Source organism: Streptomyces sp. NRRL WC-3605 (assembly GCF_001509795.1).
GTDB classification, from domain to species: domain Bacteria; phylum Actinomycetota; class Actinomycetes; order Streptomycetales; family Streptomycetaceae; genus Streptomyces; species Streptomyces viridochromogenes.
The window spans coordinates 1-26,643 of sequence record NZ_LLZN01000065.1 but is presented as its reverse complement, the minus strand read 5'-3'; the positions used below and the strand labels follow the sequence as shown (position 1 = coordinate 26,643).

The window sequence follows — 26,643 nt, the reverse complement described above, 5'->3', positions numbered from 1 at the left end:
CCTCCGCGCCCCACAACCCGGACTCGGGCGGCCCCACCACTCCCGACCACCAGAGCACCACCCCCGACGGCGCGAAGCCAAGGGACGTCCCGACCCCGGCCTCGGAGACGCGCAACACGAACCCCCCGGGTGGCGTGACCGACCCCACCCGGGCCGAACAGGACGCCCTGGAGAACTCGGTTCCCCGAGACGCGAACGGCGACCCGACCCGGCCGCCGGACCCGGCGGACGGCCCGTGGGTGCAGCGCATCAACGGCGACGGCCCTGACGCGCCGGGCCGGAGCAACAACTGTGTCGACACGGCCCTCTCCACGGTCGACACGTACGCGGGCAACCCGACGGCCGCTGGCGCCCGTACCCCCGACCTGGACGCGGACGGCAACCCGTCAGACCGCGGTGAGAGGGGCGGCCGCGACCGCATCGAGAACACGCTCGGCGCCCGCTTCAACGACATGGGCAACGGCCGAGATGCCTTCAACCGCCTGGAGAACACCCTCCGCGACAGCGGCCACGGCTCCCAGGCCGTCATCATCACCCAGGACGCCAACGGCCGCGCCCACGCCTGGAACGCCGTCAACCACAACGGCAAGATCACCTACATCGACGCCCAGACGGGCCAGCAGAGCCGGACCCCGCTCCACAACGGCGACCACGGCGTCTTCGCCATCCCCCTGGACCCGAACCGCCAGCCGGTCAGGTCGGAGAACAGCGGCCAGTCCAGGCCAGGCACCACCTCACGGCCCACCAGTGAGATACCAGGTGGTCGGCGGGCGGCCGAAGAGCCAGCTGGCGCCGATAACCACGAGGGTAAGAAAAACGAAAAGACTGAGGATCAAAAAAAGCATGAGGAGAGTCAGAAAGAAGCCAAGAAATCCAAGAAGTCGAAAACCCCCGAAGAAAAAGCAGCTGAGATAGCAAGGGCCAGGGAGGTTGCCAGAGATCCCTACAATTCGTCGCGGGCCGAAGGTATCCCGGGGTATGGCGTGGATCAGCCTGGAGACGGCTCTCACACTCACTACGGGATGCACACCGATGACTCGCAAGACAGGCTGCGCCAGACGAATCGCGTGGAGCAGATGGACCTCGGACCCGTCGTCCGGCGCCTCCAAGAGTGGGCAGAACCAGGTCCGGAGGGCACGACTCCGCCACTCGTCGCTGCCGCGCGAGAGTCCGCCTCCGGGCCAATCAGCCAACAACGATTGGGCGAATTGCTTCGCCCAGGCTTCGAGGAGATGAGCCGCGAGGAAAAGATGGCAGCCGTTGCGGCAATCGCCCGCCTCAGCAGCGCCTTCCATGAAGCACACTCCGTCGAGGAGTCCGGCGGAGCAGAACTTCATTCCAGGCACAACCCCAAGACCGGTGAACGTCTGGATCCGGCTTCACTGGCGCGTGAATATGCGGCGGCTCAAGAGCTCCTGGAAGGCGGCCACGACCCTGAAAACGGTAAGGAGATGCGCGCCGAGAAACGCAAGTTCACATCACTTTGGAACGAGCACGTAGGCGACAAAGCCAGAATCGCGAAGGAAGAGGCAGGCAAAACCGAAAAAGAAAAGCAAGAGATGCGGGAAAAACGGAGGCTACTGCGCCCCGATTTCTCTGGAAAGAATTACGCAGTACTTGAGATAGTGGAGACTAAAGACGACGGCAGCACCGAAACGCATTACATCATCGATTCGTCAGTTCCACCAAACTCTGAGGATATCGGCCAGGATCACTCCGAACCAGTACTTGGTGAAGCATTCCGCGCGCTCGACCACGCGAATCCAGGACGCTACACGGCGGCTGCGATGTACACAGAATTCGAGCCTTGCGGGGACAAGACCCACCCTGCCTCCGCCAACTGCTCAGACTATCTAGTGCACGAATTGGAACGCCCGGAGGGACAGGAGCGGAAAAAGTATCACGAGAAAACGGATGAAGAGAGAGCAGCTCCGGAAGGAAAGAAAAACAAAACAACCATATATTACGCCGCAGGCTACCGGATGGGAGAGATGGATCCGACTGCCATTCAGCCAGAAGACGGCGAGACGATGGAAGAAGCCACGAGAAGAACGCACAGGGAGGCCAAGAACCGTCGTGACGAGGACATGCATCGCTTCCGTGGTGAACTTGTCCGGGTCTGGATGAAAGCTGCACAGAACAGTGTCGTAAGCTGACGCGCGAGGGCCGATTGGAGGGACGAACAATGATCCTTGCTGACGCCGAGCGCGCCGTTGGTGACTGGCTTGCCGAGCCCCGGAAACGCGGATCGGTGCTGTCGGTGGTGGGACCCGTCACGATGGGCAAGACCGCACTTCTGAGAAGGACGCACGAGCGGTTCCCGTCGTCCATCTTCATCGAGTGCAGTGGCCTGACAACGGACGAGGTGGCCCGCAGGCTCCTCGCGGAATTCTCCATCGACGCGGTTAACCCCCGGAGTAAGGACCCGCTGCTCGACGCCGTCGTGAACATACGCAGGGACGCCATCATCCTGCTGGCCAACGTGCAATGGTCCGGCCCGTTGTTCACATCGCGGGAACCTGGCCGCATCGCGGGTGCGTTGGCCACGACAATCGCTGCCCACACCCGCGGATGTGTACGTGTGGTCGTCGAGGCCGACTCGGCCCGTGATCGAGTGCGTGTGCCGGGGACGAACGAAATCATCCTGGACGCAGAGCCCGGCACCCCACCTCGTACGGCGACCGCCGACTCGTATCCCGCAGTACGCGCCCTCGCCGCATCCGAGGTACACGACACCCCCCTGCCGGTCTGGGAGCACCTCTGCGCCATACTCGGGGAACATACGGATGCGGCCTCTCTCCAGCGGCTGGCACAGCAACTACCGGACACAGTCCTCATACACGAGACCGCCCCCGGGGTCAGCGCCCGCTTCATCTCGAATTCCCACAAATACGACATCAGGGCACATCACCCACTGACCGCCACCGAGCAACTCGCGATCACCGAATCCCTGCTCGGCGCCTCAGTCCGTGCCGACCCGTCACATCCGGACCAAGCCGAGGCGACCTCGGCGGTCCGTGCCTACAGGGCTCGTGCCGCAGCCCTCCACGCCGCTCTGGGCGGAGCCCTGCCCCGGCTTCTGGACGAGCGGCCGGACTTCGTGGCCCTCTGCGACCGGACCGGACTGCTCGAAGCGATCTCCGCGGCATGGCCGAAGGGCGTGCCCACGGGCGGTGCCGCCGCTGACGCGCGCTACCTGGATGCGGAAGGGGTCGCACCGCAGTCCCATCGCGAGTGGCTGGCATGGCTCCACTGGGCCGCCGTGAACCGCGGACGTACGGACTGGGCGAACGCCCTCGCCGAGACGGTACGGCTGCCCTGGCGCACCGCATGGTCGCGGTGGCGTCCGTACGGCGTCTTCGGGAAGCACCCAGGCACGAGCGGGGCCGTGGACTACGTCGAGCTCGGACTCAGCGACGGCGGCGTTCCCGTGGTGACCACCCAGCGCGAGCTCCCGGTGCCGGCGGACGACGAGTCGGAGGAGCCAGGCGACGAGCGGTATCTGGAGCGGGTATGGCGTCTGACGGACGGCACCGAGCTCGCCACCCCGTCCGTCGTGGACGTATTCCTCGATGCCGACGGCGAGGTCGACCGTGTGCTGGGCCGTACGGTCGACATCTACCCGCACGCCCCGGCGCACCCGGAGGTCCCGCGCCCGCAACTGCCGCACAGCGTCCGGGATGTGGAGCCGGCCGGCGACGGTCGCTGGGTGCTGGGCGGCAGCGGAGGCGTTTTCGCCCTGGACGTCTTCGAACCCGACGAAATGGCAGGAGCTCCGAACCGCTGGCCCAGCCCCCTCGTCGCACCCGCCCGTCGTACGGCGGTGTGGCCCGTGCCTGCCCTACCCGGTCCGGAGGAAGACCCCGATCATTCCTGGTGGGCGACCGCTTTCGGTGAGGGGACCCTGCGCCGGCTCGAGCGGTCCGCCATCCCTGCCGGGGTCGTCCACGCGCAGACGCTGGCGACCCTTACCGGCATCGGCTTCCCCGCCCTCGACGGGAGCGAGCCGAAATTCCTGAGCACCGTCGACCTGGCGCAGACCGGCTTGGAACCCCTCGACGCTCCGGGCAACGTCGAGCCGACGTATCTCCTGGGGTTCTGGCTGGGCGAGAAAATCGCCGTGGGCGGAGAGTCCGGCCGTGTGCTGATGACCTCTGCCGCGGGGGTGCAACTCCTCGGCAGCAGCCTGCGTCAATTCATGACCCTGGTCAGCCTCTACGTCACACTGCGTCGCAGCGAATTCTCCACGCGATACGAAGAAGAAGACGCGCGTCGCAGCCTCACGGCCTGGGCCCGTCAGATCGACCCGGCGGCAGGCTCCTCCGCGTCCTGGACCGCAGCCTTCGACGGGGACCTGGACGTCCCGGAATCGCTGTGATGCGGCGCCCGGCCGCACTCCTACCTGCTACAGCGGTCCCGCCTCACGCCCCCTCGAGCACCGCCAGCCCCAACGCCAACGGCAAGGCGCCCACGGCGAGCACCAAGCCGATCGCCGCCAGCCCGGGCCGGACCTCCCGGTTGCCCCGGAAGGCCAGGTAGGCGCCGATCGGCGGCAGGATGCAGCACAGCAGCAGGCTGAAGCGCCAACCCTCTTCGCGGATGAAGAAGAACATGAGTGCAAGGCTCACGGGAACCAGACAGGCACTCATGATCCGGGCACGTCCGAGGAAGAGATCGAGGCCCCCGGTGCCGTTGAAGAAACTCATTCCGCCCGTCCCGTTCAGCAGTCAGCCATTATTCTTTTGTTCTTTCTGGGGCTAGACGGCCGCGTGGTCATAGCCGCCGGTGCCCACCTGCGGAAATCCGTCCGCGGCGGCGAATCCGTTCACGGCCGTCGACATGACCAGACCAAGCGCGCTCAGCGCCGAAGCGAACGTGTCGAACGCCTTCGACGCCTCGGCCCACAGCTGCATGAGCCGGATGGCCTCCGCCGCGGCCAGCGCGAACATCGCCGCCGAAGCGACCTGTCCGCCGACCGGGATGACGTTGACGGCCTGCGCGGCGAGCAGGTTGACCAGCCAGATGACGAGCAGGTCGCAGAACATCACCAGGAACGACTTCAGGAACTCCGCGAACTGGAACGCCATCTGCGCCGCCTGCGCATAACAGCGCTGCAGAGACGTGAACGTCTCCTTGATCTCCTCGAGCTTCTTGGTGAACTCGTCGAAGTACACGGTCGCCGCATTCGCGGCGTTGCCGTCCCACGTCAGACCGACGTTCTGGGTGCCCTTGCGCACGTTGGCGGCGAGCGCGTCGCAGAAGGACGCGAGACTGCCCCAGACGTCGGAGCAGTCGTTGTACCCGTTCCAGTCCCCGAACACCCAGTTCGTCACTTCGGCGAATGGGTCGAAGTCGAAGAGCAGCTTGGACGCCTCCACGGCCATCGCCGAGGGGCTGCCCAGGTCCAGGACGCTGCCCAGCGTCTTCTGCACGGGGCTCATCTGGTATTCGTCCGCGTGCCCGGACGCGTATTTCACGAAGGGATTGCTGGGATCCCCGGGCGCCTTCAGCAGGTCCACCGCGTCGCTGGCGTCGGAGAAGTCGTGCGGATCGCCGCCGGAGTCCCCGCCCGAGACCTTGGAACCCGGGTAGGTGGCGTCGAGCTTGGCCGCCTCGTCCGTGTCGGTCGCCCTGTAGTACTTCGCCGTGCCGGTCAGCTCCTTCTCGGACGCCTCCAGCAGGCTCTTGACCTTTTCCAGCGCCTTCTTGGCCTCGCTGACGTACCGGTCGTGCTCACCTGCGACGAGGTCCCAGGCCATTCCACCGACCGACTTGTCGATCTTCGCGTTGTTGCCGACGAACGAGACCGCCTGCGCGCCGCCGTCCGCGGCACGGCCGACGAGCTTCGAGAAGCCGTCGATCGCACCGGGTTCCACCCGAAAGTTCACTTCTCCCCCATTGCCGGGATCAGAGCCGCGTACAGCCGCTCGGTACCGGGGCCGGCCACCGCTCGGTTCGAGGGCGGGGACCGGTCTCCCCTCGTTCTGGTTCCAGCCGCCCCTAGTACAGGGACCAGCCACGCCCGTCGTGACGCCGATTGCCGCCGGAACGGTTCTCGGACTCCGTGCGCCGCTCCTCCTCGAGCTTCTGGCGCTCTTCCTCCAGCCGGCGCTCTCCCTCCGCGGCGAGGGCCTCGCGCTCGCTGTCGGACATGGCGGCCCACTTCTCCGCCAGCGGCGCCGACCGCTGCACGGCCTCCTCGGCGTACGCCGAGACGTTGGCGGCCTCGCGCAGCCCCATGCGCCCGGAGAGGACCTCCTGGGCCATCTCCTTGAGGGCCGGACCGCCCAGTCCCGAGGCGAGGTGCTCCAGGGACTGCCGCAGGATCTTCGCCTGGGCAGGGTCCTGCTGGGTCATCTCCAGAAACTCGGAGTCGTCGACGCTTTTGTCGGAACTGTTCTCGGCGCTGTCCAAGGGAAACCTCATCAGGAGGGTCGGCGGGTCTCGACCGGCGTGAACCTACCAACGCATCTGCGAACGCTTCAACACACGCCCCACGGGACATGCCCGCCCGGCGCTCAACTCCACATGGGCCAGTAATGGTTGGCGCTCGACGAACGGTATCCCTACGTATCCCTGTGAACAGGCCCACTCGCGACGAGCGGGCTCGATATGCCTGCCTCTCTCCGGTACTCCCGGAAGATGCGACGGGCATGCCCGTGTGAATATTCCTGGGAGAAATCGTCACAAGCTCTTGAGGTCCGCCGACGCAGAGGCATCAACGACTCGACCTCACCCGAACTCGTTCCGAGCCCAGTCGGCGCCGGCCGCCGCAGGTACGGCGGGCGGGTCGGCGGGTGTGCCTGTGGGCGGGTCGGCGGGCGGAGTCGATTCAGCGGACCCCTGCTCCCCGCCCGCCGCCCCACCATGCCCGCTCAACGCGTCGACTCCCCGCTGCACGCGGTCGCCGGCCGCGCCCGTGACCGCCTCCGTGCCGCGGTCGATGTACGTGTTCGGGTCGAGGTAACCGGCGAGCGACGAGCCCTCTCCTCCCGTGACCTCCGTCTTCAGGCCGTCCAGGTACTCGCCGCCCGCCTTCTTGGCGACGTCGGCCGTCTCCCCGAGGTCGATGCCGGAGCGGGCGTCGAAGTACGCCTCGATGCTCTGCTGGCCGACGTTCTGGGCCATGCCGACGGCGGCCTCGCGCGCCTTCTCCTTGGCCGCGTCGACGACCTTCTCCTGGACGATCTGCTTGACCTGATCCTTGACGACCCGCTTGGCGACCTTCTTCAGGGCGTCCACGGTGGCGTGCTCCATGGCCTTGGTGACCGCCTCCATGACCTCCTTCTTGAGACGGTCGAGCAGCTCACGGACGATCACACGGGTGGCCTGGGTCGCGCCCATCGCTCCGAGTTCGGACAGCCCGAAGGTGAAGGGTGCCACGGCCTGCGCCGCGATGATCTCGATGGCCAGCGCGATGAGCTGGGCGATGACGGAGAGCTTCGCGGTGAGGACCGCGATCGCAGCCGCGTCGAAGGCGAGGGCGATCACCTCGCACGCGAGCTTCGCGTCGGGCAGGTACCTGTCCTCGCCGTTCGCGCCGGTGTAGGCGCCCCAGTCCTTGCTGAAGCCGTCGATGGCGGACCCGATGTTGGCGGAGACGACGGTGCGGGCGAAGCCTTCGCCCTGCGCCTCGATCTTCTCGAGTTGAGCGCCGAAGCCGCGCCAGGTCTCGGCGACCTGGTGGAGCGCCTCCTCGTCGGCCTCGGGCCAGTTGTATCCGAGCAGGTCCAGGACCCAGACGAGCTCGCCGGGCAGAGTGAGCGACATGTGAAGTACCCCCGCCCGGCTCAGAGTTGACCGGCGATGCCGCTCAGCAGCCCGCTGTTCGACGTATCGGAGGCGTCGTACGTACGGGCGTTGTCCTGAAGTGTGTGCCCGATCTGCTGGAGTCGTTCGGCGAGGCTGTCCATCGAGGCGAGGATTCCGTCCCGGATCGGCGTGTAGATCTCGCCGAAGACATCTCCGAAATCAGCGTCTGACCAGGGCTCTCCGAGACCTTCCAGAGCACTCTCCAGTTGTTTGGACGCTTTGGCGAAATCGCCTCCGAGGTCGGTGAAATTCTGGCCCTGCCGTCGCAGCACAGCCGTATCCACGTCAAATCCGCCGAACGTCATCAGTTCTCCCCCGAACTCCTAGTGCAGCACGTCGTATTGCACGACTGGCCGGTAGCTTAGACTCCTCGCGCACGACCCGGAAAGTCGACGGGTCAAGAGATCGTCAAGTTGACCAAAGGACCCTCAAGTGGTGACGTCACCGCCGCATCGCCCCAGCTCAGCGGCCCTGTGGACAGGACGGCTCATCGGGCTGGGAGCAGTGCTCGCGGCGATCCTCATCGCCGCGGTGGCGATAGCGGAACTGCGCGGCGAACTCGCCGGAGGGGGCACCGAAGGAACCCTCACCGTTGCTTCATGCGAGGCGCACACGAAAACCCGCTACGGCGGCGGCTCGCACCGGCGTAGCACTGAACTCCGGTTCAACTGTGCCGGAACCTGGACCGCGCAACACGGTGACCTTTCCCACGAAGACGTGGAAGTGGACACTTCATCGCGTTTCGAGACGGGTTCCAAGATCCCAGTGATACAGGTCGACGACACATTCGAACTTCCCCAGAACCGCGATCCCGGAGACGACGCCGCCGTCGTCGCGCTCTGCCTGTCCTTGCTGGCGGCGGGCGCCTACTGCCTGCTCACCGGCTTCGGCGCCCGCAACGGCCTCGGCTTCGCGGCCTCCTCGCGCCGTCTGCCGGCCGCCACGGTCACCGGCCCCGTCCTGGGCGGCCTTTTCGGCCTGGGCGTCCTGGCGGCACTGATCTGCGCGCTCGTCCTGTGAGGCCTGAACCCGGGGCTGCCCGCCCCGGACTGGGGCTCTCACCACGACCAGTGACCACCCCCGTAACCACACCGTGAGGAGCACCCCATGGCACAAGCACAAGCGAGCTCCACCTCGTCGGGATCGAGCACAGGCGGTCTCGGCCGGCTCATCGGCGTCGGCCTGCTCCTGGCCGGCGTGGTCCTCCTGGCCCTGGGCGCGTACCTGGGCCCGTACACCTACGCCACATCCACTCCGGGCAAGCTGACGGTCGAGACCTGCACGGTCGACTACAAGCACCGCAGCACCAGTTCCAGCAGCTCGCGCAAGCGCACCAAGACCAAGTGGTGCTACGGCACGTTCACCGCGACGGACGGCTCCGTCAAGGACCTCAACGCCGAGCTGCGCAGCGACTCCCTGCACCAGCGGGGCGAGGTGATCGACGCCCTCAAGACCGGGGACACGTCGTACCAGCAGGACACCGGTTGGGACAGCTCGATAGCGGTGGGCTGCGCGTGGTGGTTCGGCGCCCTGATCCCGCTCGCCCTCGGCCTCCTCTGCACCGCCACCGGCTTCGCCTTCGGCGGCGCGTCCGACTTCAACTGGGCCAAGCGGGCGGTGGCACCCGGACTGCTCAGCACGGTCTACACGCTGCTCGCGGTCGGCATCGTCGGCGTCGCGCTCAGCTTCCTGGTGATGTTCATCGCGTGACACAGGCCCCGGCGCCGCCTCCAGGAGACGAACGCCGGGTACGACCGCCGAACGAGCGGCCCGTCAGGCAGGGCGCGGAACCGCGTCGAGGTGACTCAGCCGCACCGGAAACACGTCCGGCACCTGGCTTGCCCGAGAAGTGGACCGAGCACCACGAACCATCGACGAAGCCGATCTCGTGGTCACCGCCCACCACATCGCTTCGGTCCCGGATCCAGGCCACATTACGGATGTCCGTGCCCCACCCCGCTTCGACCGGGCCTGGCTGGCCGGTGAGGGAGCGCACACGGGACACGTACACGATGTGCAGACGGCGGTCGGTCACGTGCATGACCACGAGCGCGGGGTTCGCCGGGTTCTTCGTGCGAGGGACAAGGCCGCGGGCAAGATGCCCGGCCATGCTGTTCCAGCCGCCGTGGAACGGCTTGCCCGGCTTCCTCTTCTCGCGCTCCGTGAACGCCTCGATCAACCGCTCGAACGGACTCAAGGTGGCCGTGACAATTCTCAGGAGCCAGGCGAACGGGGCCAGCAACCAGCTGCTGAGCGCACGCCGTTCGGACGGAAGAACGCGCGGGCGACGGAAGTAGCCGGGCGAAGGCGCGCGCACGGCCAGACCGAGTATGTGCTCGACGCGCAGCACATCACCGGCCGGCACCGACGCCCTCGCCCGCTCAACCGTGTCGCGAACGAAGTCCGCCTGATCCATTCTGCTCACCCGAAATCGTCCCTCACTGTCCTTGCCGCGCTCGACGGCGTGACGTCCGTACGCTCGCCGAGCATCTTCGAATCGGGACGCTGATGGTATTCGTAGCGCTCCTCCGCCACACCGGGACCGTCCTCCAGCAGACTCCCCTGAACCGCTCCGGCCGGATCCGCGCCGATGGCATCCTTGACCACCCCCTTTACGCCCTTCTTGACGACCCGGTAGCCCGCATACATGGCCAGGTCGTTGATGTTGCGCTCGGCTATCGGATTCCCGCGCTCACCGACCTTTTTGATGTAGCGCATGAGACCCCCGATCCTCACCCGCCATCGCTGAGCATCGAGGCGCGTGATGAAGCCCCGGCTCGCATCCAGGAACGGGCGGGCCGGGGCTGGGAGGGGGCGTCACTCCTTCGTACCTTGTTCCCTGGAAGCGTCGTCGCTCACATGCAGCCCAACGGCGGCCCACACCCCGAGAAATGCGACGACTCCCGCCGTCCAGCGCCATCCGTTGGCCACGTCGAAGGTCATGAGTGCCGCACTGGCAATCACCACCGCGCAGATCTGGAACATGAACGGATCGACGTACGACGGCCATTGTGCGCGTACGTCGAACAGCCGCAGACGGCGACTCCCCTGCGGCATGGTCGCCACTTTCCCCAAGGAGACACCCCCGGAGGCGAGTGCTTGTGCCTCCTCGACCTTCATCATCCCGTGCAGGACCAGTCCATGGTCGAAGACCAAGGCCGCAGGGGTCATGCTCGGCGAGAATCGAGAAGACCGTGCCCCCCGATGCGCATCCCAGCACACCCAGAGAGGATCGTGCTCCATGAACTCGGGCAAGCTACGACTGCCAGTGATCGTGTGGAAGCGGGCGATTCCGGCATCGGTCTGGATCTCGAGGCGGGTCGGGCCCTCGGAAGATTCTCTTCGGCCTCTGGAATCAAAGAGGGCGACTCGCTTGTACCGCCCTCGAATGGCTCTGTCCTTCTCTCCCAGACGGGAAAAGGATCGAAAACCGTGACTCGTCGACATGTGGCTGACGGCACCAAGACAGCTGAGGCCCCAGGCCGCGACGAACGCCCAACGCAGGTACGCGGGCATGGTCTCTCCCCGCAACTCGGCGCCCAGACTGCGCTCGCCGCCTGCCACTGCGCCCAGCTCCGGCTGCGACGGCGCGTACAGCACGGTCACCGGGTCACCCGGACTCAACGGCTGGTTGGTCGTCGCCTTGACCACGGCGGACATGGGCTCTTCGCCTGTCGCGGCAGGCAGCCGGACGACGACCGTTGCGATGTAGGGGTCCTTGCCCCTGGAGGACTTCCGTCGAACATCGCTGATCTTCTCCGCCGTTGCGGTGCCGAACTCGGCTCCGGCCGCGTGGATACGCTCGACGCGCCCCGACCTTTGAGGGGTTCCCGCCGCCAATGCGAGGATCGCCAAGAGCGCGGTGGCGATCCCGGCCACCCAGGCGAGGCTCCGCACCTGCTGACCTCGCCTCGAGGGAAGCATGAGCGGCAGATCCGCTGTTTCAAGGGTGGATCCCGGCGCCTCGTCCGCCGGCTCGTCCACCGAACGAGCGGAGGCGGCCAGGGCGACCTCGCGCACCGACTTTCGCCCACCGAATGCCCGTTGTCGCAGTGCGATCACCACGACGCACATCAACGTGGTGGCCAGGCACATCAGGATCAGCAATCGACGCCGGTCCGAGTCCGTGCCGAACAGCCAGAGCCCGAATACGGACGTTGTGGCCAGGAGCCCCAGCCCCGCACACCAGGCACCTAGTGCGGCCGAGGAGGTGGGGGAAGGAGTGCGGGTGGCTTCCACTTGGGTCATCAGCCGAAGTCCTCGCGAATCCGATCCGTCGCTGTCCTGCTGTCCGCGGCGACGCCTCGCCCGGCAGACTTCTGCGCCCCTGAGGCGCCCTTGTCCACTCCGTCGAAACCGTCCTTCGCCGCGTTCGCAGACACGCCCCCGGCGACGGGAGTGGAAGCCCCGAACGCCGCATCCACACCCGTCTGCTGATACTCCGGACGACCCTCGGCGTAAGCGAAGTCATTGTCGTTCTTCACGCCCCGGGCCATGTCGTCAAGGCCTCGGTCGACGGCCCGTGCCCCGCCGCCGAGCCCACCGGCGGCGGCGCCCGTGATACCGGTCACGGCGCTCTGACGGATGTCGAAGCGCTCGCCCTTCCGCACGGAGTCCAGGTAGTCCCCCGACATCCCCCCGGCCGCGCCTCCCGCCATGCCGCTGAGGATCTCCTTGCCTCCAACAGCGGTCACCGCCTTGCCCGCAGCGGTACCGACGGTGGCGCCGGCCAGGCCGCCAAGCATGTTCGTACCCATTTCCCAGCCCTTGCCGCTGAGCTCGCTGGTGATCACGCCTCCGGCTGTGCCGCCAGCCCAGTTCAGGGCTCCCTCGACCAGAAGTCTCCCTGCTTTTCCGCGTTTGTAGAGGTTTCTGTATGCAGTACCGATGATGCGCAAGGCCCTGCCCAGCCGTCCCGCTGCGTCCAGGGCTCTTGCAGCCAGCATGGTCACACGAGCTGTGCCGACCGCGGCCGAGACGCCCAGGGTGAGGAAGGACATCCCGACGGACACACCGATGGAGATCCCGATCTCCACATAGATGTCCTCGATCTCGTCATTGACCTCGCGAATGCATTTCGCGGCGTCGTCGAGGCCCTTGGCTGCCTCATCGAAATCCTCGGTGGCGCCGCGCACAGCAGCCGCGAACTCATCCCAATGATCCGCAAAGGCATCGGCCGCTTCGCCACGCCAGGTGTCTCCCACAGTTGCCCTGATGTCCTTGTCCAGGGCTTTCACCATGTCCTCGACCTCAGACTTCAGCTGACGCCACGCCTTGGCTGCGGCTTCCAGCTCCTCCGGGCGTCCACCCGGTCTGATGACCTCGATACCGAGCTCGACGATCTCTTCGGCAAGAGACTCGTTCCCGCTCACTGCTCGCCGCCCTTCGACTTTCCGAAGAGGACCGCGAGTTCGTCGTCGGTGACCTCGGTGTTCGCATTCACCTTGCGCAGAGCGTCGGCGATCCTGTCCAGGTGCTTGTGCACGACCTTCATGGCACTTGCGACGTCCTCCGAGTAGGAGATGTAGGCGCTGGTGACCTCCGCGGATTCCGTCAGCACTCCGAAACCATCAGTGATGGCCTCTTCCCCCGTCTCCTCCTCGAACCTCTTCAGATAGGCCCTCAGGTCGTAGGCCTGCATCTCGAACTTGCGGGCCAGGCTCCTTCCGGCAGTGGGTTCGTAGAAGGAGGTTCCGTCGTCAGCCATCCACTGTTCCTCTTCGGTGACGTGCAACTACGAGCGCGGAACACACTGATCTCATCCAGTGCCGACTCGGTGGGATCAGGCCGCTCTTCTCGCTTTGAACCGGGACAGCTGCGCTCGAGACTCCCCCCATGTCCGGCCTGGATCGGGCGACTACTGGCCCTGGTGCGGAGGCGGTTGTTTGTAGGGGTTTGGCGCCTGCGATGCCGGCTGCTGCCCAGGAGGAGCCGGGTAGCCCTGGTGGGAGGCCGGCGGGTACGGCGGCTGGGCGAGCGGGTACGCCTGTTGCTGGTATCCCGACTGGGGCGCGTGAGGCCCCGGCCAGGGATGGCCGGGCACCGGGCCGGCGTTGCGCCGACTACGGCTCTTGGCCGCGACGACAACCGCGATGACGGCTCCCAGTACCACGACACCGACGACCAGGACGATGGCGCCCATTCAGGTAAGTCCCTTCTCGTTCTCGACCAGATGCGCTGCCTGTTGTATCTAACGACCTGACCAGACGGTGGGTAGCGCCGGCAGAGCATCCGTCTCATGCCACACGGTGTGCGACCTGGCCGGCCTCGCGCCTCGCGCGCCGGCTTGCGGACCAGGGCCGCAACCCTCGGTCCTTCGTCCCCTAGGACAGGCCGACCCTATTGTCCCTGGTGCGGCGGCTGCTGCGAGTAGGGGCCGGGGTACTGCTGTGGGGCGGGCGGGTACGCGCCGGGCTGCGACGGGTAGCCGCCGGGAACGGCGCCGCCTGAGCCGGGGCCGCCGTTGTTGCCGCCATTGCGGCGGCTGCGGACGACGGCGACGAGGATGCCGACGATGACCACCGCTGCGGCGAGGCCACCGACCAGGAGAAACTTGCCGGGGGAGGACTTCCTCTTCGTCTTTTTCTTGGCGTGAGTCATGCCGTCGCTGTTGTCTGAACCTGCCGCGGAATCAGCCGAACTCGACGACGATCGCTTGATGACGGGCCCCCGCTTGGGCCCCTTGGGGATGCTCATGGTCAGGGCCGTGCCGGGGCGGGCGATGCCGTAGCCTAGTTCACGGTCCGGGGCCTTCCTACCTTCATGCTGAAGGAAGGACGCGGACTTGACCAAGCGGTTGATGATTTGTCCTGCGGTCAGGTCGGGGTACTTGGAGCGGAGAAGCGCCACGATGGCGGACACGTAAGCGGTCGAGCCTGAGGTGCCATTCGCGCGTACATAGCCACTCGAAACGGTGGGATCAGCCTGAGGGGTCTCAACACCGGGCGCTGCAACCGTCACCTCGCCAGTGTTCGACCTCGACCAGAAGTTGAGCGCCTGATCCACAGCCGTTACGGCGACCACACCGGGAAGTGCGGCAGGATAGTTGACGGTACCGGCGTCATTTCCCGCACCTGCCACTACGACTACGTCATGATCTTGCGCGTACTTGATCGCTTTAGCGGCACTGGATCCGGGATAGGCGCTAGAGTCGACCAGCGACAAATTGATAACAGTGGCGCCCTGGTCCACCGCGTAGCGCACACCCGCAGCCCAAGCCGTCGTAGCGAGTTTGTCGCCCTCCGAGCCATAGCGAACTGGCAAAATCTTAGCTCTCGGGGCAAGCCCCACGACTCCTGATGAGCCATTCACCCCATGGCCATGTCCGGCAATGAGGCTCGCCATCCCAGTTCCATGGCCGTCATCATCCCTGTGTGGGTCGCCGTCGCCACTGAAGTCTTTTCCAGGCAGGACCTGACCAAGAAGGTCGGGGTGACTCGCGTCAACCCCCGAGTCGACCACCGCAACTGTGACGCCTTCTCCTTGCGACGTCTTCCACACTTTCTCAGCGTCGTAGACTGTCAAGGGCCACTGAGCGTCTCGCACCTCATCAGCCGATGCCGTGGGTGCCAACGTGAGGAGCAAAATGCCCGTCAACGCCACGACTCCAGTGGTGGACCGGATTCGCTTGACACCCATTCCTTGCTCCTCACTCAGCTTTGGCTACACAGGCCTGGCTCGACGGACGATGCCCAGCCCGTCAATTCCGCTCGCGGTGATTCAGTCTTCGTTTACAGTCAGGTAGTCAGGTAGTCGGGTAGTCAGGTGGCCACCCGGAGCTTCGCATTCTCGGACCGCCCATTGCGGGCGGCCGGCAGACCTCGCATCCTCGGTCGCGCCGATCACACTGCGTGTAAGCCACTGGGGCTCACGCCTGTTGGCTTCGGTGATACCTCGCCTTGCACATCACTCGCGTGCCACCCAGTGACCCATCGCATCGTCGCCTCTCACGGCGAGGCTGCAGCACACGGCCGCGCCCCGGGCATGCCGCTGCCCGGGGCGCGAGGTGGGGCGTTCTTGTTTCAGGAGTATTGATTGGGGTTCTGCGGGCCCTGGCCGGGACGCGGTGAGTAGCCCTGCCCCGAGGCAGCGTTGGGATACGGCTGAGAGCCCGGTCCCTGAGAGGCGCCACCGCTGGCGCCAGGGCCGCCGCTGTTGCCGCCGTTACGGCGGCTGCGGATTACTACGAAGACGATCACACCGATGACAACTACTGCGGCGATGCCGCCGATGAGCACGAGGTTGCTGGACGAGGACTTCTTCTCGTCTTGAGTCGCAGAGTCCTTACCTGCGGACGACTGATTAGAGACGGAAGCTGCCTCAAGCTGCCCCAGAGGGTTCGTCTTCGGCCCGACCGGGATGTCCATCGTGAGCGCAGAGTAGGGCCGGACGATGCCGTAACCGTACTTCTCGTCGGGCGCCTTCAAGCCCTCGTGGTGGGCGAACGTAGCCGTCTTGATCAGGCGGTTGATCACCTGGCCTGCGGTGAGATCAGGGTACTTAGACCGGACTAGGGCAGCGGCAGCAGATACGTAAGCCGTGGCGTCTGAAGTACCGCTTCCTACGCCATACCCATTAGACATTGTCGGGTTTGCGCCGACGATTTTGACACCCGGGGCAGTGAGCGACAAACCTTTTCCGGTGTTGGAATCGGCCCAAAGATTTGCCTTTTCATCTACGGCACCGACTGAGATAACGCCGGGTAGAGCCGCTGGCTCACTTACCGCCGAGTAGCCGTCGTTTCCCGATCCCGCCACAACAACCACATCATGCTGCTGGGCATACGCGATAGCTTCGCGACCAGCACTCAGAGTCTTTCCACCATCGTTGGCGATGGATAGATTGATCACCTTTGCACCGTTATCTACCGCATATTTGACCGCTGCACCCCAGGTCTCGTCGAGATTCCTATCGGAATCCTTCTGAAGTGTACGCAGGGGCAGGATTTTAGCTTTGGGTGCTAGACCGATTACACCCGAGGAGTTGCCCGCACCGTGACCGTGGCCAGCGATGAGACTCGCCATCTTTGTACCATGACCGAGAACGTCTTCCTGAGCATTTCCTCCGCCAGTGAAATCCTTACCTTTAAGTACCTGACCGGTAAGATCAGGGTGACTTCCGTCGACCCCAGAATCAACGACGGCGATTGTGACACCGGCACCTTCGGACTCGGCCCAGACGTCCTTTGCGGCGAACGCATTCAACGCCCACTGTTGGTCCCGTACGTAATCAGCAAAAGCCGCTGGCGCCGCAGTGAAGAGCAAGGCCCCCGTCAGACTCACGACTCCCGCCGTGGACCAGACTTGCTTAAGACTCACTTCATGGCTCCTCACTCAACTCCGCCTGGCTGCGCCAGCGCTCGTGCGAGCGAGCCGCACGCATGTCGTGCGGCTCGCTCAGGTGGCTACTCGATGGTTCGCGGTACGTTCCGCTTCCGGTCTTCCTCCGAGATCCAGGTCTCTTCGTCCTCGACCAAGTAGTCGGGACGGTCACCCTGGCTGTTTTCATCCCCAGGTCGCCGACCCTTGCGGCCACCCATACCACCAGCCATACCACCGGCCATGCCACCGCGCCCAGTTCCGCCACGGCTACCGTGCAAGCCGGCGCCACCGCCAGCGCCCTTCCCCGCGATGCCCTTAGCTGCGCCCACCACCCCGCCTCGGGCCTTTGCAAGAGCGCCACGACCGCCGCCAGCGCCAGCGCCACGACCAGCCCCACCGGCCCCGGCGCCTCCCATGCCCCCAATGCCAGCCCGGCCACTGGCTCCGCGACCAGTCGCCGCGCCGCCACCGGTCATGCCGCTACGGCCACTGGTCGTTCCAAGGCCGCCACGTCCTGCGGTGGCACCACGACCGAAGCCAGCACCGGTTCCGGAAGGCATAACACCAGGCCCCTGAGCGCCGCCAGCACCAAGACCACCGCCGGCACCACTTCCTGCTCCGGGGCCCGACACCGAGCCAGGACCAGTCAGGCCAGGAGTGATGCTATCCACCTTTGTCTTCGCCGTCGGCGGTAGCTGCGTGCCCCCCGTGATGCCCTGGTCGCGGGGCACATTGGGGGCAGGCTTGACGCTGTTGGTCGGACCAGCGTTCCACGGCTTGGGCGCCGCTCCGACCGTTCCAGGACGTGAAGCGCCTCCGGTGCCAGGAGGAGTCACCGGCGGCGGGTACTCGATATCACGGTTCGGCTCCTTGACGGTGCCGTCAGGGTTCTGAACGACCCGGTTCCTCTGAAGGTTACCCGTGATGCGCATGTATTGGGCGCCCAGGTTCTCCATTACAGCGACGCCATTGAGTTGGGCTTCTCGACTAGCGCCGATTTTGCCCTCATTGATTTCTGCCACCTCTTTGGCAGTCAGCTTCCGGTCCTTCAGGTCACTGGCAACGGCTTCGCCGTTGTCCCATTGCCAGTCACTCAAAGCGTCACCTAGCTTGGCCCAGCCGCTAGGCTCTTCAATCTCGTCCAGCTGCGCCTTGTACCTTCGCAGCTGGAAGCCGGCGTCGGACATCTGGCCGCTATTGAGATCCGCATGCCAGGCAGCGTTTCTGAGGCTCTGCGAGATTTCCCGCGCCTTCTTTTCAAAGCTCCGGGCTGCGTCTCCATCCCAGTGTTCCAAGACGTTGTCAACCGCCTTGTCAAGGAGGCCAGCAATACCGCCACCTTCTCCGCCGGAGAGGATTTCGTTCACCTTGCCCCAATGACGGCCGACATCTTCGATGGCGCCAGGGTTTGTGCCATCCAGCATCTGCTTGAGTTCTTTCAGCGAGTGCTCGATGAACTGCGTCTTGGTTTGCGGACGTCCAGGATCCGCAACGCATGTGTCGTTCACGATCTTAGGCTTGGGCAGATCTTTTTCGCCGGCCATTCTGAACTCCTCCCTCTGCTAGGTGATACTCGACCGCTCTACTTTGCGTACGAGCCGCTCGAGCCCCCCGTGTCACCACCCATTTGGTGCTTGTTCGCGTACTCCTGCTCGGTGTACTTGTCCTTGACCTTGGAGGTGCTCGTACCGAACTTTTCGATCAGGCCGTGCAAGCCCTGAATGACTTTCTCAAGATCATTCTTCATGTTCTGGTGTGCCGCATGCAGATCACCCGCCTCCAAAAAGAGGCAAGAGTTCCCGAACGCATCCATTGGGATCTCCGTGTTGTACCGCGACGTCTGCCCCGCCTTGTCCATGTCGTCCAGCAGCGTCCACAGCTTCCGGATGACCTCGTCCAATGCGCTCAGGTCGACCCGCATCCCGTTACTCATACCCCGTTGTCCTCTCCCCTGTTGTCCAAGTCCTCGGCATCCCCGGATGCCTGCTCATCGCCCGGTCCGCCCGGTCCGCCCCGTCCGTCGGGTGCGCCAGTCCCGGACGGCTACGCCGCTGCCCGCGATCACCAGGGCCAGGGCCACTCCCGTGCCCAATACGTAGACGGCGGTGCGGCGTTCACGTTCCGCCTCGGTCTCCCCCATCGTCACAGCCATCGGGACGACACCGCCAGACCCCGCCTTCACCGGCGGGTCCGGTTCCGGGGCCGTGCCCGGGGTCGAGTCGTCCGAAAGGGCTGCCACCGGGTCGACGACGCCCCAGCCGATGAAGCCGTTGGGGCCGCGGCCCGGGCGCTGGGCGGTCTCCTCGATGCGGGTGACGATCTGGGACGCCTTCCACTCCGGGTGCTTCTCCTTGAGCAGCGCCGCCACGCCCGCGACGTACGGTGCCGCGAAGCTCGTGCCGTCGGCGGTGCACTGGCCGCCGCCCGGGACGGTCGAGACCATGCCGACGCCGGGTGCCGCCACGTCCACGAAGTCGCCGGACTGCGAGAAGAAGGCCCGCTCGTCGTTGCGGTCGGAGGCGCCGACCGCCAGGACGCCGTCGTACGCGGCCGGGTAGGTGTCGGCGAACTTGCCGTCCGCCCCGTCGTTGCCGGCGGCCGCGACGATCAGCGCGCCCTTGCGTACGGCGGCGGCGACGGTGTCGCGCAGTGTGCCGTTGTCCTGCCTGTTCGCGGTGTCCGAGGAGATGTTGATGATGTCGGCCCCGGCGGCGACCGCGGCCTCGATCGCCTGGGACATCGTGCGGGAGTTGCCCTGCTTCTCCTGGCCGCCCGTGTAGCGGAAGGACAGGATGTCGGCGTCGGGGGCGAGGCCCACGAAGCCGGTGCCCTTCAGCGGGCGGGCGGCGATGATGCCCGCCACGCGTGTCCCGTGACCCTCGATGTCCCGGGTGGCGGAGCCGTCGACGTAGCTCTTGCCGCCGGACACCGCGGCCGTCAGCTGGCGGTTCCGCTTGTCCACGCCCGTGTCGATCACCGCGACCTTGACGCCCTTGCCGGTGGAGTGCTCCCACAGCTGGTCCAGGAGGATCCGCTGGAGCGACCAGGGCGTGGACTTGATGACGTCGCCGCCGAACACGCACTCGGTGCTGGCCGACAGACCGAAGTCCGGGCCGCCGTCGGACGCCGCCGCCGTCGGGGCGAACGGCGTCGCGGTCACGCAGACACCCGTCACGGCGAGCACGCCGAGGACCCGCTTCAGTGCGCGGGTTCCACTCGTGCGGCCACTCGTGCGGCTACGCGAACCGGCCTTGTGGCCCTCCACGTTCAGGCCCCTCATGTCCAGGCCCCCAGGGCTTCCTTGTCGACGGTGTCCCGGCCGCCGGCGCGTACGCCGCGCCGTCGGCCGGTGTGAAGATTCGGCGGATTTACCGTGTGCGGTCCGGAAGCCGGTGTGAACGACCCCGGAGCAGAGGTCGGCCCAGCGGACGCCAAGGCGTCGGCTGGGCCGAATCTCTTCATCCGATGTCCCCCGGCTCGCCGGCTGGCTCAGCTCCAGGTGGAGGCGTTGCTCTTCTCCGTGGCCTGGTAGTTCTCGGCGGCGCTCTGCAGGGCGGTGGAGATCTTCAGCAGGGTGGAGTGCAGGTCGGCGGCGGTCTGGTCCCACTCGCGCTGCTTGCGCTGGTAGCCCTCCTGCGCCTCACCTTCCCAGGTGTTGGCGACACGCTTGACCGCGGCCTCGAGGTCGTCCAGCTGCTGCTTGATGCGGCCGGCCGTCGTCTTCACGTCGGTGGACGCGTTGGTGATGGTTGCGTAATTGACGAGGATCGACATCGTCATTCCCTTTCAGGAAGATTCGGAGGAAAGTCGCTGGAAAGAGGTGAGGAACGGACGGGTCATGCCGGTGGACGGCACGACGCGCGAACCGGTCGGCTCGATCAGCCGAAGTCCGACATGATCTTGCTGATCTCGGAGTTCTGCTGCTCCTCGGACGCGGAGTAGTTGCTCCGCGTGGAGTCCACGGCTTCCTTGATGTCGTTGAGGATGTCGCTCATCTTCTTCGCGTCCGCGTTCCAGCGCTCCTGCAGCTGGCGGTAGGACTGGGCAGCCTGGCCCTTCCAGCCGCCCGCGATCTGGTCGATCACTCCGTTGAGGCGGCGGATCTCGCCCTGCAGCTGACCGTTGGCGGTGCTGATGTCGCTGGAGAGCTTGGTGAGTTCGTCCTCTGTTACCCGGAACTGGCCGGCCATGTGAACCTTCCCCCATGTCGTCGTTGGTCCGGGTAACCCGATGCCGTTGCCCGGAGCTGCTTCGCACGCTTGAGCGCTGCAAACACTCTATCGTCAGCCTGTCACTCATCCACAGGCGAGGCCAATCAGTTACACGCCTCACACACATGGGCGACGAAGCTGTGACCCGTGCGTCGTCCTACCTCAAATGGCCTACGACGCCGGGCTGTTGGGGCCGGCCGCCCCGGCCCCGTCCAGCGGCCTCCCGCGTCACTGACTCTGCGGCTGCGACGCCCCCGCCGTGTCGAGCATCGGCCCCTTCGGGATGAACGTCGCCCACGTCTGCGGCACGATCGCCGGCTGGTTGAGGTCCTCGTAGCCCAGCCGCGTACGGGCCTTGTCCGTCTCGCTGGCCTCGCCCTGGGACGAGCCGCCACCGGCCGACGCGGCCGGGTTCTGCGCCTCGCTGTCGTTGCCCTTCGGCAGGGAGTACCGCAGGCCCGTGTCCGTCAGCAGGTACGTGGCACCGCCACCGGCGGCCGTACCGGCGACCTCCTTGAACAGCAGGCCGGAGCCGGAGGAGACGTAGGCGCTCAGCGAGTCGGTGATGACCTTCTTCGGGTAGTCGGCCCCGGCCCAGGCCGCCAGGCTCGGCTTGCGGTCGGCGCCGAAGGTGCCCTTGTAGACGCTGCAGGACGTCCTGGCCGCCGCGCCGGTCGTCGGGTTGGCGCTGTTGGCCTGCCGGGGCACGATCTCGGGCCAGCCCTTGTCGGCGTAGAAACGGTCGGCGCGGCCGCCGTTGGCCTCGATGACGACGCGGGTCTCGACCTGCATGGCGCCGTTCTCGTCGCGGGCCACCAGCAGGGCGGCGACGAACGGCGAGACGGCCGCGACCTTGTCCTTCAGGACGATGTAGAACTGCTCGCCCTGGGCGTCCCGGGCCCGCAGCACCTGGCCGATCGTGCCGGCCTCGGCGGGGAGTCCCTGGACGGAGGTCCGGCCGCCGGCGCCGGGCACGACGGGGAAGGTGATGTCCCCGCCGTCGTTGAGGGTGTTGAGCCATTCCTGGCTCACCGGCTGCGGGTCGGTGGTGGCGCTGCTGCCGATGACGGCGGAGCGCAGCTGCTCCATCGAGGTCTCGTCGAGGCCGGACTTCCCGCCGAGCAGGAAGCGGTTCCCCCTGCTGTCGACCAGGTACTCGGCCTTGGTCCTGCTGTCGGTGACGTACAGGGCCTCGCGGGGGTCGACCTTCCCCGTGCTCTCCAGGGACTTGGCGTCGCTGTCGTCGAAGACGAAGACGGCGCGGTCGATGGCCGCCTTGGAGCCCGGCGCCGGACGCTCGCACACCGCCCAGGTCTTGGTCTTCTCGGCGTCCTCCTTGGAGGGGAGCCGGTCGGGCGCGTAGGGGATGCCGATGGTCGCGCCGTGCCGGATGCCGCTCTTGTCGATCTCCTTGCCCGGGACCTCGAGGACGCTGCCCTTGCCCTTGTCGAGCAGCAGCTTCGCGGAGGCGTAGTTGAGGACCGGATGGAGGACCTTCTCCACCTTGCTGTCCTTGGGGTTCGGGTCGAGGACCACGTACCGCGTGGTGGAGTCGCTGTCGACGATGATGTGCTCGCCGGGGGTGTCCCAGCCCTTCGGGGCCGTGGGCTTGATCACGCCCCACGCGATGAAGCCGATGACCAGGACCACGCCGATGGCTAGGCTCGGCATCACCGTGCGCACGGGTCGCGGGGCGCCTTCCTCCGAGCCGCCCGGCGACGGCGCCAGGAAGGCGGCGACGGTGCGCTTGCGAGCGAACGTGTAGGCGGCGAGCTCGTCCCGACGCTTTGCCATGGTCCCCGTATCTCCCGTTTGGTGATGCTTCGATCGCGCTCGAAAAGGCCGCAACGGCCGTGCAGGGACCTACTATGCCCTGCGCCGTGTGCCGACGATCCCTCAGGTGGGAACCGGCCCACGCATCTTCACAGAGCTTCTCCACAGCCCTCCACCACGCGGGCGCGGACCATGGCAGGCTGGCCGTCCGGGGCTGGTGTGCCGTCCGTGGGTCCGGGTGTCCCCTGTGTCGCCCGGCGTGCCGCAGCGGGTACCGTGAGCCACCCGCATGGATGGTGTGGGCCGATGAAGACCCTGGCCCGGCGCCGGGATCCGGGACAGCGGTTCCCGCCCGCCCGACGGCCACTACTTCGCGAAAGGGATGTCCCGGGGGATGAGCAGCGCTACGAGCACTCGGCGCGGACGCCGCGCACCGCAGCAACCGGGAGGCCCGGACGGCAGACGTACGCCTGCCCCGCCCGCGGCTCCCTCCGCCGCCTCGCCGCGTACGCTGCCCCGCCCGGGCGGGCTCGGTCCGGTCCGGCTGCAGCAGTTGATCCTGGTGGAGCTGGCCGCGGCCGTCATGGTCGCCGCCTGGGCCGTCGGGACGTCCTGGCTGCTGGCCCCGGCCGGTGCCGTGGCCGCGCTGCTGCTGCTCCTCGCGGTGCTGCGCCGCGGCCGCCGTCCCCTGCCGGAGTGGTGGGAGACGACGCGCGCGCTGCGGCAGCGCCGGCGGGACGCCAAACTGCCCGTGCCGCCGGGGACGGACGCCATGCTGGTGCCGGTCGTCGAGTGCGATCCGGCCCTGCGGACCTATTCGTTCGTCTCCCGTGACGACCGCTCGATCGGGATGATCGGCGACGGCACGTTCCTGACGGCCGTGCTCTTCGTGCAGCCCGGCGACCAGCCGCTGCGGCCCGGAGCGGGCGAACGGCAGCTGCCGCTGAGGCTGATCCAGGACGCCCTGGAGGTCGACGGGATCCGGCTGGCCTCCGTGCAGGTCGTGCAGCACACCCAGCCGGCGCCCGCGCCGCACCTGCCGTCGCAGTCGCTCGCGGCGCGCTCCTACGGCCCGCTGCAGGCGCAGTCCGGTTCGCCGGCCCTGCGGCTCACCTGGGTGGCCCTCAAGCTGGACCCGGAGCTGTGCCCGGAGGCGGTGAAGGCGCGCGGGGACGGTGTCCCGGGTACGCAGCGCGCCCTGTTGCGGGTCGCGGACCAGTTGGCGAGCCGGCTGGCGGGCGCGGGCTTCAAGGCGACCATCCTCGACGAGACCGAACTGGTCCAGGCGCTCGCGACATCGAGCTGCCTGAACCCGCGCGCCAACCAGCAGCATGGCCAGGACGGGCGCACCCAGCGCCGTACGGTCGAGGCGGTGCGCACCTGGCGGGTCGACGACCGGTGGCACACGACGTACTGGGTGTCCCGCTGGCCGCAGTTGGGCCCCGGCGGGGTGGCGCTGCCGGAGCTGGTGACGCGTTTCACGTCGCTGCCGGTGCTGGCCACGACGTTCAGCATGACCCTGAGCAAGGCCGGCAACCGGGGTGTGGCCCTCACCGGGCACATCCGTGTCACCGCGCGCGGTGACGACGAACTCGGTCAGGTGGGCAGGGAGTTGGAGCGGACCGCGAGCTCCGCGAAGGTCGGTCTGGTCCGCCTCGACCGGGAGCAGGTCCCCGGGGCCCTCGCCACTCTGCCGCTCGGAGGTACCTACTGATGTCCCAGCCCGCTCCGACCATGCCCCCGGGACAGCAGGGCCGCGCTCCCGGCACCCCGGCCCATGTGGCCTCCCCGACCGACACCGGCATGATCCCGATCATCCGGCAGCCGGACGCGCCCCAGCGTCAACGGCGCATCTTCAGCCCGGGGTTCGGGCTGCGCGGCCCGCGCCGCAACCGTCATGTGGTGACGGTCGACGAGCTCGCGGCGATCAGCATGCCGATCGGTGACGACGGTGTGCTCATCGGCACCGACGCGGAGTCGCATCCGGCGGTGCTCGGCCTGGCCCGTCCCACGCCGTTCGACGTCGTGCTCGTGGGCGGTCTGTGGCTGGCGCAGGTGCTGGCGCTGCGGGCGGCCGCGACCGGGGCGCGCGTGGGTGTGGAGACCGGCCGTCCGCAGGCGTGGCAGCAGTTGGCCCAGGCGGCAGGCGGCGGTCAGCAGTGTGTGACGGTGTACCCGGTGGGCCGGGTGCCCGCGCAGGGCCCGTCCGTTTCCAGCCCGGTGGTGCTGATCCGGGACTGCGGTATCCGTCCGCCGCGCGGGCGGGTGACGTCGGTGCCGTGGCAGTCCGTGGTGACGGTGCTGCCGTTCGTCAGTGAGCACGCGCCGCGCTGGCTGTCGCAGGCCCATCTCGTGGGCATCCAGCGCATCTCGCCGTACGAGACCGAGTCCGTGAAGGACACGCTGGGCATTCCGGAGGAGCACCTTCAGCATCTTCCGACGCTGCACGACGGCGTCGCGCTGTGGTGTACGCGCAAGCACCAGAAGTTCGTGATGACCGAGCCCACCGACGCGGAGACGGGGCTGCTCGGTGTGGCACGCCGGATGGACTGAGCCGTCGTCGGTGCCGGGCGGGGTGTGAACGGGCCGGGTCCGCAGGGGACTTGCGCCCGGGTTCGCCGGGCACGGGCTCCGAGGCCCGGCCGTCACGTCGTCCAGCGGCTCGACGGTGGCGTCCCCCGGAGTCGGAGGTCGTCCCGCTCCTGGGTCGGCGGCCGGCGGTCGACGGGCTCGGCGGTCAGGTCGCTCCGGGCCCGGAAACCCCTTCCGTCCACGGAGTCCGGGCTATAGCGTCCGCGCACATGGGGCCTTTTCCGTCCCGCCATGCGAGTGATTAGGCTTCTGGTGGTGCGGTGACGATCGCAGTCGCGGGGGACTCGCCACTCGGTCCGCCCGGCCGCGACGACGACACGCTCAGCAGCAGTGGCTGACCAGGAGGCAAGCAGTGAACAGGGATCGGTCCGAGTACAACGGCGGGAGCCCTTCCTCGGACGGGGACGATCACGAGGTGGATCTGACGGGCGAGTTCGAGATCGTCTACACACCTCCCGCCTGGTATGCCCAGAGCACGCAGGGTGGCTCCTCGCCGACCGGTCAGCAGGAGGCCGAGCGGGCGGCACCACCGCCGCCGACCGGCCCACCCGTCGGCACGCCCACGGGTCCGCCCGGCGCTCCGGCAGGCCCGGGCCCCGCGCCTGCCCAGGGCACGCCGGCCGCGCCCCAGCAGGGGCAGACCGCGGGCGGCTACGGATTCCCCCAGCAGCAGTCCGTCCCGGGCGCCGCCCCGGCGTCGGGCGCCTACGGCTACCCGCAGCAGCAGCCGGGCCCCACCGCGCCGCAGCAGAGCCAGGACACCTCCGGCGGATTCGGCACGCCTCAGCCGAACACCCCCGGCGGCTACGGCTACCCCCAGCAGCCCGCCACCCCCGCACCCCAGCAGGCCCAGGACACCTCCGGCGGATTCCAGGCGCCCCAGCAGACGGCGCCCGTCCCGCCCGCGGCCGCGCCGGCGGCTCCCCCCGTCGCAC

25 protein-coding genes are annotated in these 26,643 nt (G+C 67.2%); 7 read left to right on the top strand and 18 right to left on the bottom strand.

The annotated features are described in order from the left end of the window. The first annotated feature begins 134 nt into the window (after nt 1–134). Together ADL34_RS36180 and ADL34_RS21605 are read left to right on the top strand one after the other, a co-directional pair. A complete protein-coding gene (locus ADL34_RS36180) occupies nt 135–2,156 on the top strand; it encodes a toxin glutamine deamidase domain-containing protein (RefSeq protein WP_159038961.1) in 2,022 nt (673 codons plus the stop codon). A gap of 29 nt (nt 2,157–2,185) precedes the next feature. Continuing rightward, nucleotides 2,186–4,378 (top strand): ATP-binding protein, encoded by a 2,193-nt coding sequence (locus ADL34_RS21605; RefSeq protein WP_062669204.1) that lies wholly within the window; start codon nt 2,186–2,188, stop codon nt 4,376–4,378. Between the two features lie 43 nt (nt 4,379–4,421). Here ADL34_RS21605 and ADL34_RS21600 read toward each other — a convergent pair whose 3' ends face one another. The 5 genes from ADL34_RS21600 to ADL34_RS21580 form a co-directional block, all read right to left on the bottom strand. Then, nucleotides 4,422–4,706, bottom strand: coding sequence for a hypothetical protein (locus ADL34_RS21600; protein WP_062669205.1), 285 nt, complete (start codon nt 4,704–4,706; stop codon nt 4,422–4,424). Between the two features lie 51 nt (nt 4,707–4,757). Next, the gene (locus ADL34_RS21595) at nt 4,758–5,876 is read right to left on the bottom strand and encodes a hypothetical protein (protein ID WP_079034263.1); all 1,119 of its coding nucleotides are present in this window, start codon (nt 5,874–5,876) and stop codon (nt 4,758–4,760) included. A gap of 124 nt (nt 5,877–6,000) precedes the next feature. Next, a complete protein-coding gene (locus ADL34_RS21590; RefSeq protein WP_062669207.1) occupies nt 6,001–6,414 on the bottom strand; it encodes a hypothetical protein in 414 nt (137 codons plus the stop codon). A 318-nt stretch (nt 6,415–6,732) separates the two neighbouring features. Further along, nucleotides 6,733–7,770: a hypothetical protein gene (locus ADL34_RS21585; RefSeq protein WP_063892350.1), complete on the bottom strand. Its 1,038-nt coding sequence runs from the start codon at nt 7,768–7,770 to the stop codon at nt 6,733–6,735. A 20-nt stretch (nt 7,771–7,790) separates the two neighbouring features. Next, the gene (locus ADL34_RS21580; protein WP_062669208.1) at nt 7,791–8,117 is read right to left on the bottom strand and encodes a WXG100 family type VII secretion target; all 327 of its coding nucleotides are present in this window, start codon (nt 8,115–8,117) and stop codon (nt 7,791–7,793) included. Between the two features lie 199 nt (nt 8,118–8,316). On the opposite strand from ADL34_RS21580, the gene ADL34_RS36175 reads away from it, so the two are divergent. Beyond that, complete coding sequence (locus ADL34_RS36175; RefSeq protein ID WP_159038960.1) at nt 8,317–8,832, top strand: hypothetical protein; 516 nt, start codon at nt 8,317–8,319, stop codon at nt 8,830–8,832. 87 nt (nt 8,833–8,919) lie between these two features. After that, entirely contained in the window at nt 8,920–9,522 is a 603-nt protein-coding gene (locus ADL34_RS21570) for a hypothetical protein (RefSeq protein WP_062669210.1), read from the top strand. Here ADL34_RS21570 and ADL34_RS21565 read toward each other — a convergent pair. The 13 genes from ADL34_RS21565 to eccB form a co-directional block, all read right to left on the bottom strand. Next, nucleotides 9,512–10,228, bottom strand: coding sequence for a hypothetical protein (locus ADL34_RS21565; RefSeq protein WP_062669211.1), 717 nt, complete (start codon nt 10,226–10,228; stop codon nt 9,512–9,514). The genes ADL34_RS21570 and ADL34_RS21565 overlap by 11 nt on opposite strands. 5 nt (nt 10,229–10,233) lie before the next feature. Then, nucleotides 10,234–10,530 carry a hypothetical protein gene (locus ADL34_RS21560; protein WP_062669212.1) on the bottom strand — a complete coding sequence of 99 codons (297 nt, stop codon included), beginning with the start codon at nt 10,528–10,530 and terminating at the stop codon, nt 10,234–10,236. Between the two features lie 99 nt (nt 10,531–10,629). Next, nucleotides 10,630–12,060 carry a hypothetical protein gene (locus ADL34_RS21555; protein ID WP_062669213.1) on the bottom strand — a complete coding sequence of 477 codons (1,431 nt, stop codon included), beginning with the start codon at nt 12,058–12,060 and terminating at the stop codon, nt 10,630–10,632. Beyond that, nucleotides 12,060–13,184, bottom strand: coding sequence for a WXG100 family type VII secretion target (locus tag ADL34_RS21550; RefSeq protein ID WP_062669214.1), 1,125 nt, complete (start codon nt 13,182–13,184; stop codon nt 12,060–12,062). Before ADL34_RS21550 ends, ADL34_RS21555 begins: the two co-directional genes overlap by 1 nt. After that, on the bottom strand, nt 13,181–13,519 hold the full coding sequence (locus tag ADL34_RS21545) for a hypothetical protein (RefSeq protein ID WP_062669215.1): 339 nt from the start codon (nt 13,517–13,519) through the stop codon (nt 13,181–13,183). Before ADL34_RS21545 ends, ADL34_RS21550 begins: the two co-directional genes overlap by 4 nt. A 632-nt stretch (nt 13,520–14,151) precedes the next feature. After that, nucleotides 14,152–15,450: a S8 family serine peptidase gene (locus ADL34_RS21540; RefSeq protein ID WP_063892349.1), complete on the bottom strand. Its 1,299-nt coding sequence runs from the start codon at nt 15,448–15,450 to the stop codon at nt 14,152–14,154. A 383-nt stretch (nt 15,451–15,833) separates the two neighbouring features. Further along, nucleotides 15,834–17,093 carry a type VII secretion-associated serine protease mycosin gene (gene mycP / locus ADL34_RS34995; RefSeq protein ID WP_234375068.1) on the bottom strand — a complete coding sequence of 420 codons (1,260 nt, stop codon included), beginning with the start codon at nt 17,091–17,093 and terminating at the stop codon, nt 15,834–15,836. A gap of 122 nt (nt 17,094–17,215) precedes the next feature. Then, the gene (locus tag ADL34_RS36170; protein ID WP_159038959.1) at nt 17,216–18,676 is read right to left on the bottom strand and encodes a hypothetical protein; all 1,461 of its coding nucleotides are present in this window, start codon (nt 18,674–18,676) and stop codon (nt 17,216–17,218) included. Between the two features lie 38 nt (nt 18,677–18,714). Beyond that, the gene (locus tag ADL34_RS21535) at nt 18,715–19,065 is read right to left on the bottom strand and encodes a hypothetical protein (protein WP_062669216.1); all 351 of its coding nucleotides are present in this window, start codon (nt 19,063–19,065) and stop codon (nt 18,715–18,717) included. Between the two features lie 54 nt (nt 19,066–19,119). Beyond that, nucleotides 19,120–20,292, bottom strand: a complete 1,173-nt coding sequence (gene mycP, locus ADL34_RS21530) for a type VII secretion-associated serine protease mycosin (protein ID WP_234375067.1) — start codon at nt 20,290–20,292, stop codon at nt 19,120–19,122. A 329-nt stretch (nt 20,293–20,621) separates the two neighbouring features. Beyond that, nucleotides 20,622–20,912, bottom strand: coding sequence for a WXG100 family type VII secretion target (locus ADL34_RS21525; RefSeq protein WP_062669217.1), 291 nt, complete (start codon nt 20,910–20,912; stop codon nt 20,622–20,624). Between the two features lie 98 nt (nt 20,913–21,010). Then, entirely contained in the window at nt 21,011–21,322 is a 312-nt protein-coding gene (locus tag ADL34_RS21520) for a WXG100 family type VII secretion target (RefSeq protein ID WP_055623214.1), read from the bottom strand. A gap of 249 nt (nt 21,323–21,571) precedes the next feature. Next, the gene (gene eccB, locus ADL34_RS21515) at nt 21,572–23,137 is read right to left on the bottom strand and encodes a type VII secretion protein EccB (protein WP_062669218.1); all 1,566 of its coding nucleotides are present in this window, start codon (nt 23,135–23,137) and stop codon (nt 21,572–21,574) included. 373 nt (nt 23,138–23,510) lie between these two features. Here eccB and eccE point away from each other — a divergent pair, with 373 nt between their 5' ends. From eccE to ADL34_RS21500, 3 genes are all read left to right on the top strand, one after another. Beyond that, nucleotides 23,511–24,830 carry a type VII secretion protein EccE gene (gene eccE, locus ADL34_RS21510; RefSeq protein ID WP_199835609.1) on the top strand — a complete coding sequence of 440 codons (1,320 nt, stop codon included), beginning with the start codon at nt 23,511–23,513 and terminating at the stop codon, nt 24,828–24,830. Next, nucleotides 24,830–25,669, top strand: a complete 840-nt coding sequence (locus ADL34_RS21505; RefSeq protein WP_062669219.1) for a hypothetical protein — start codon at nt 24,830–24,832, stop codon at nt 25,667–25,669. The genes eccE and ADL34_RS21505 overlap by 1 nt, the downstream gene beginning before the upstream one ends. A 391-nt stretch (nt 25,670–26,060) precedes the next feature. Continuing rightward, nucleotides 26,061–26,643, top strand: a 583-nt coding sequence (locus ADL34_RS21500; protein ID WP_267891645.1) for an SCO5717 family growth-regulating ATPase, incomplete at its 3' end; no start/stop codon positions are given.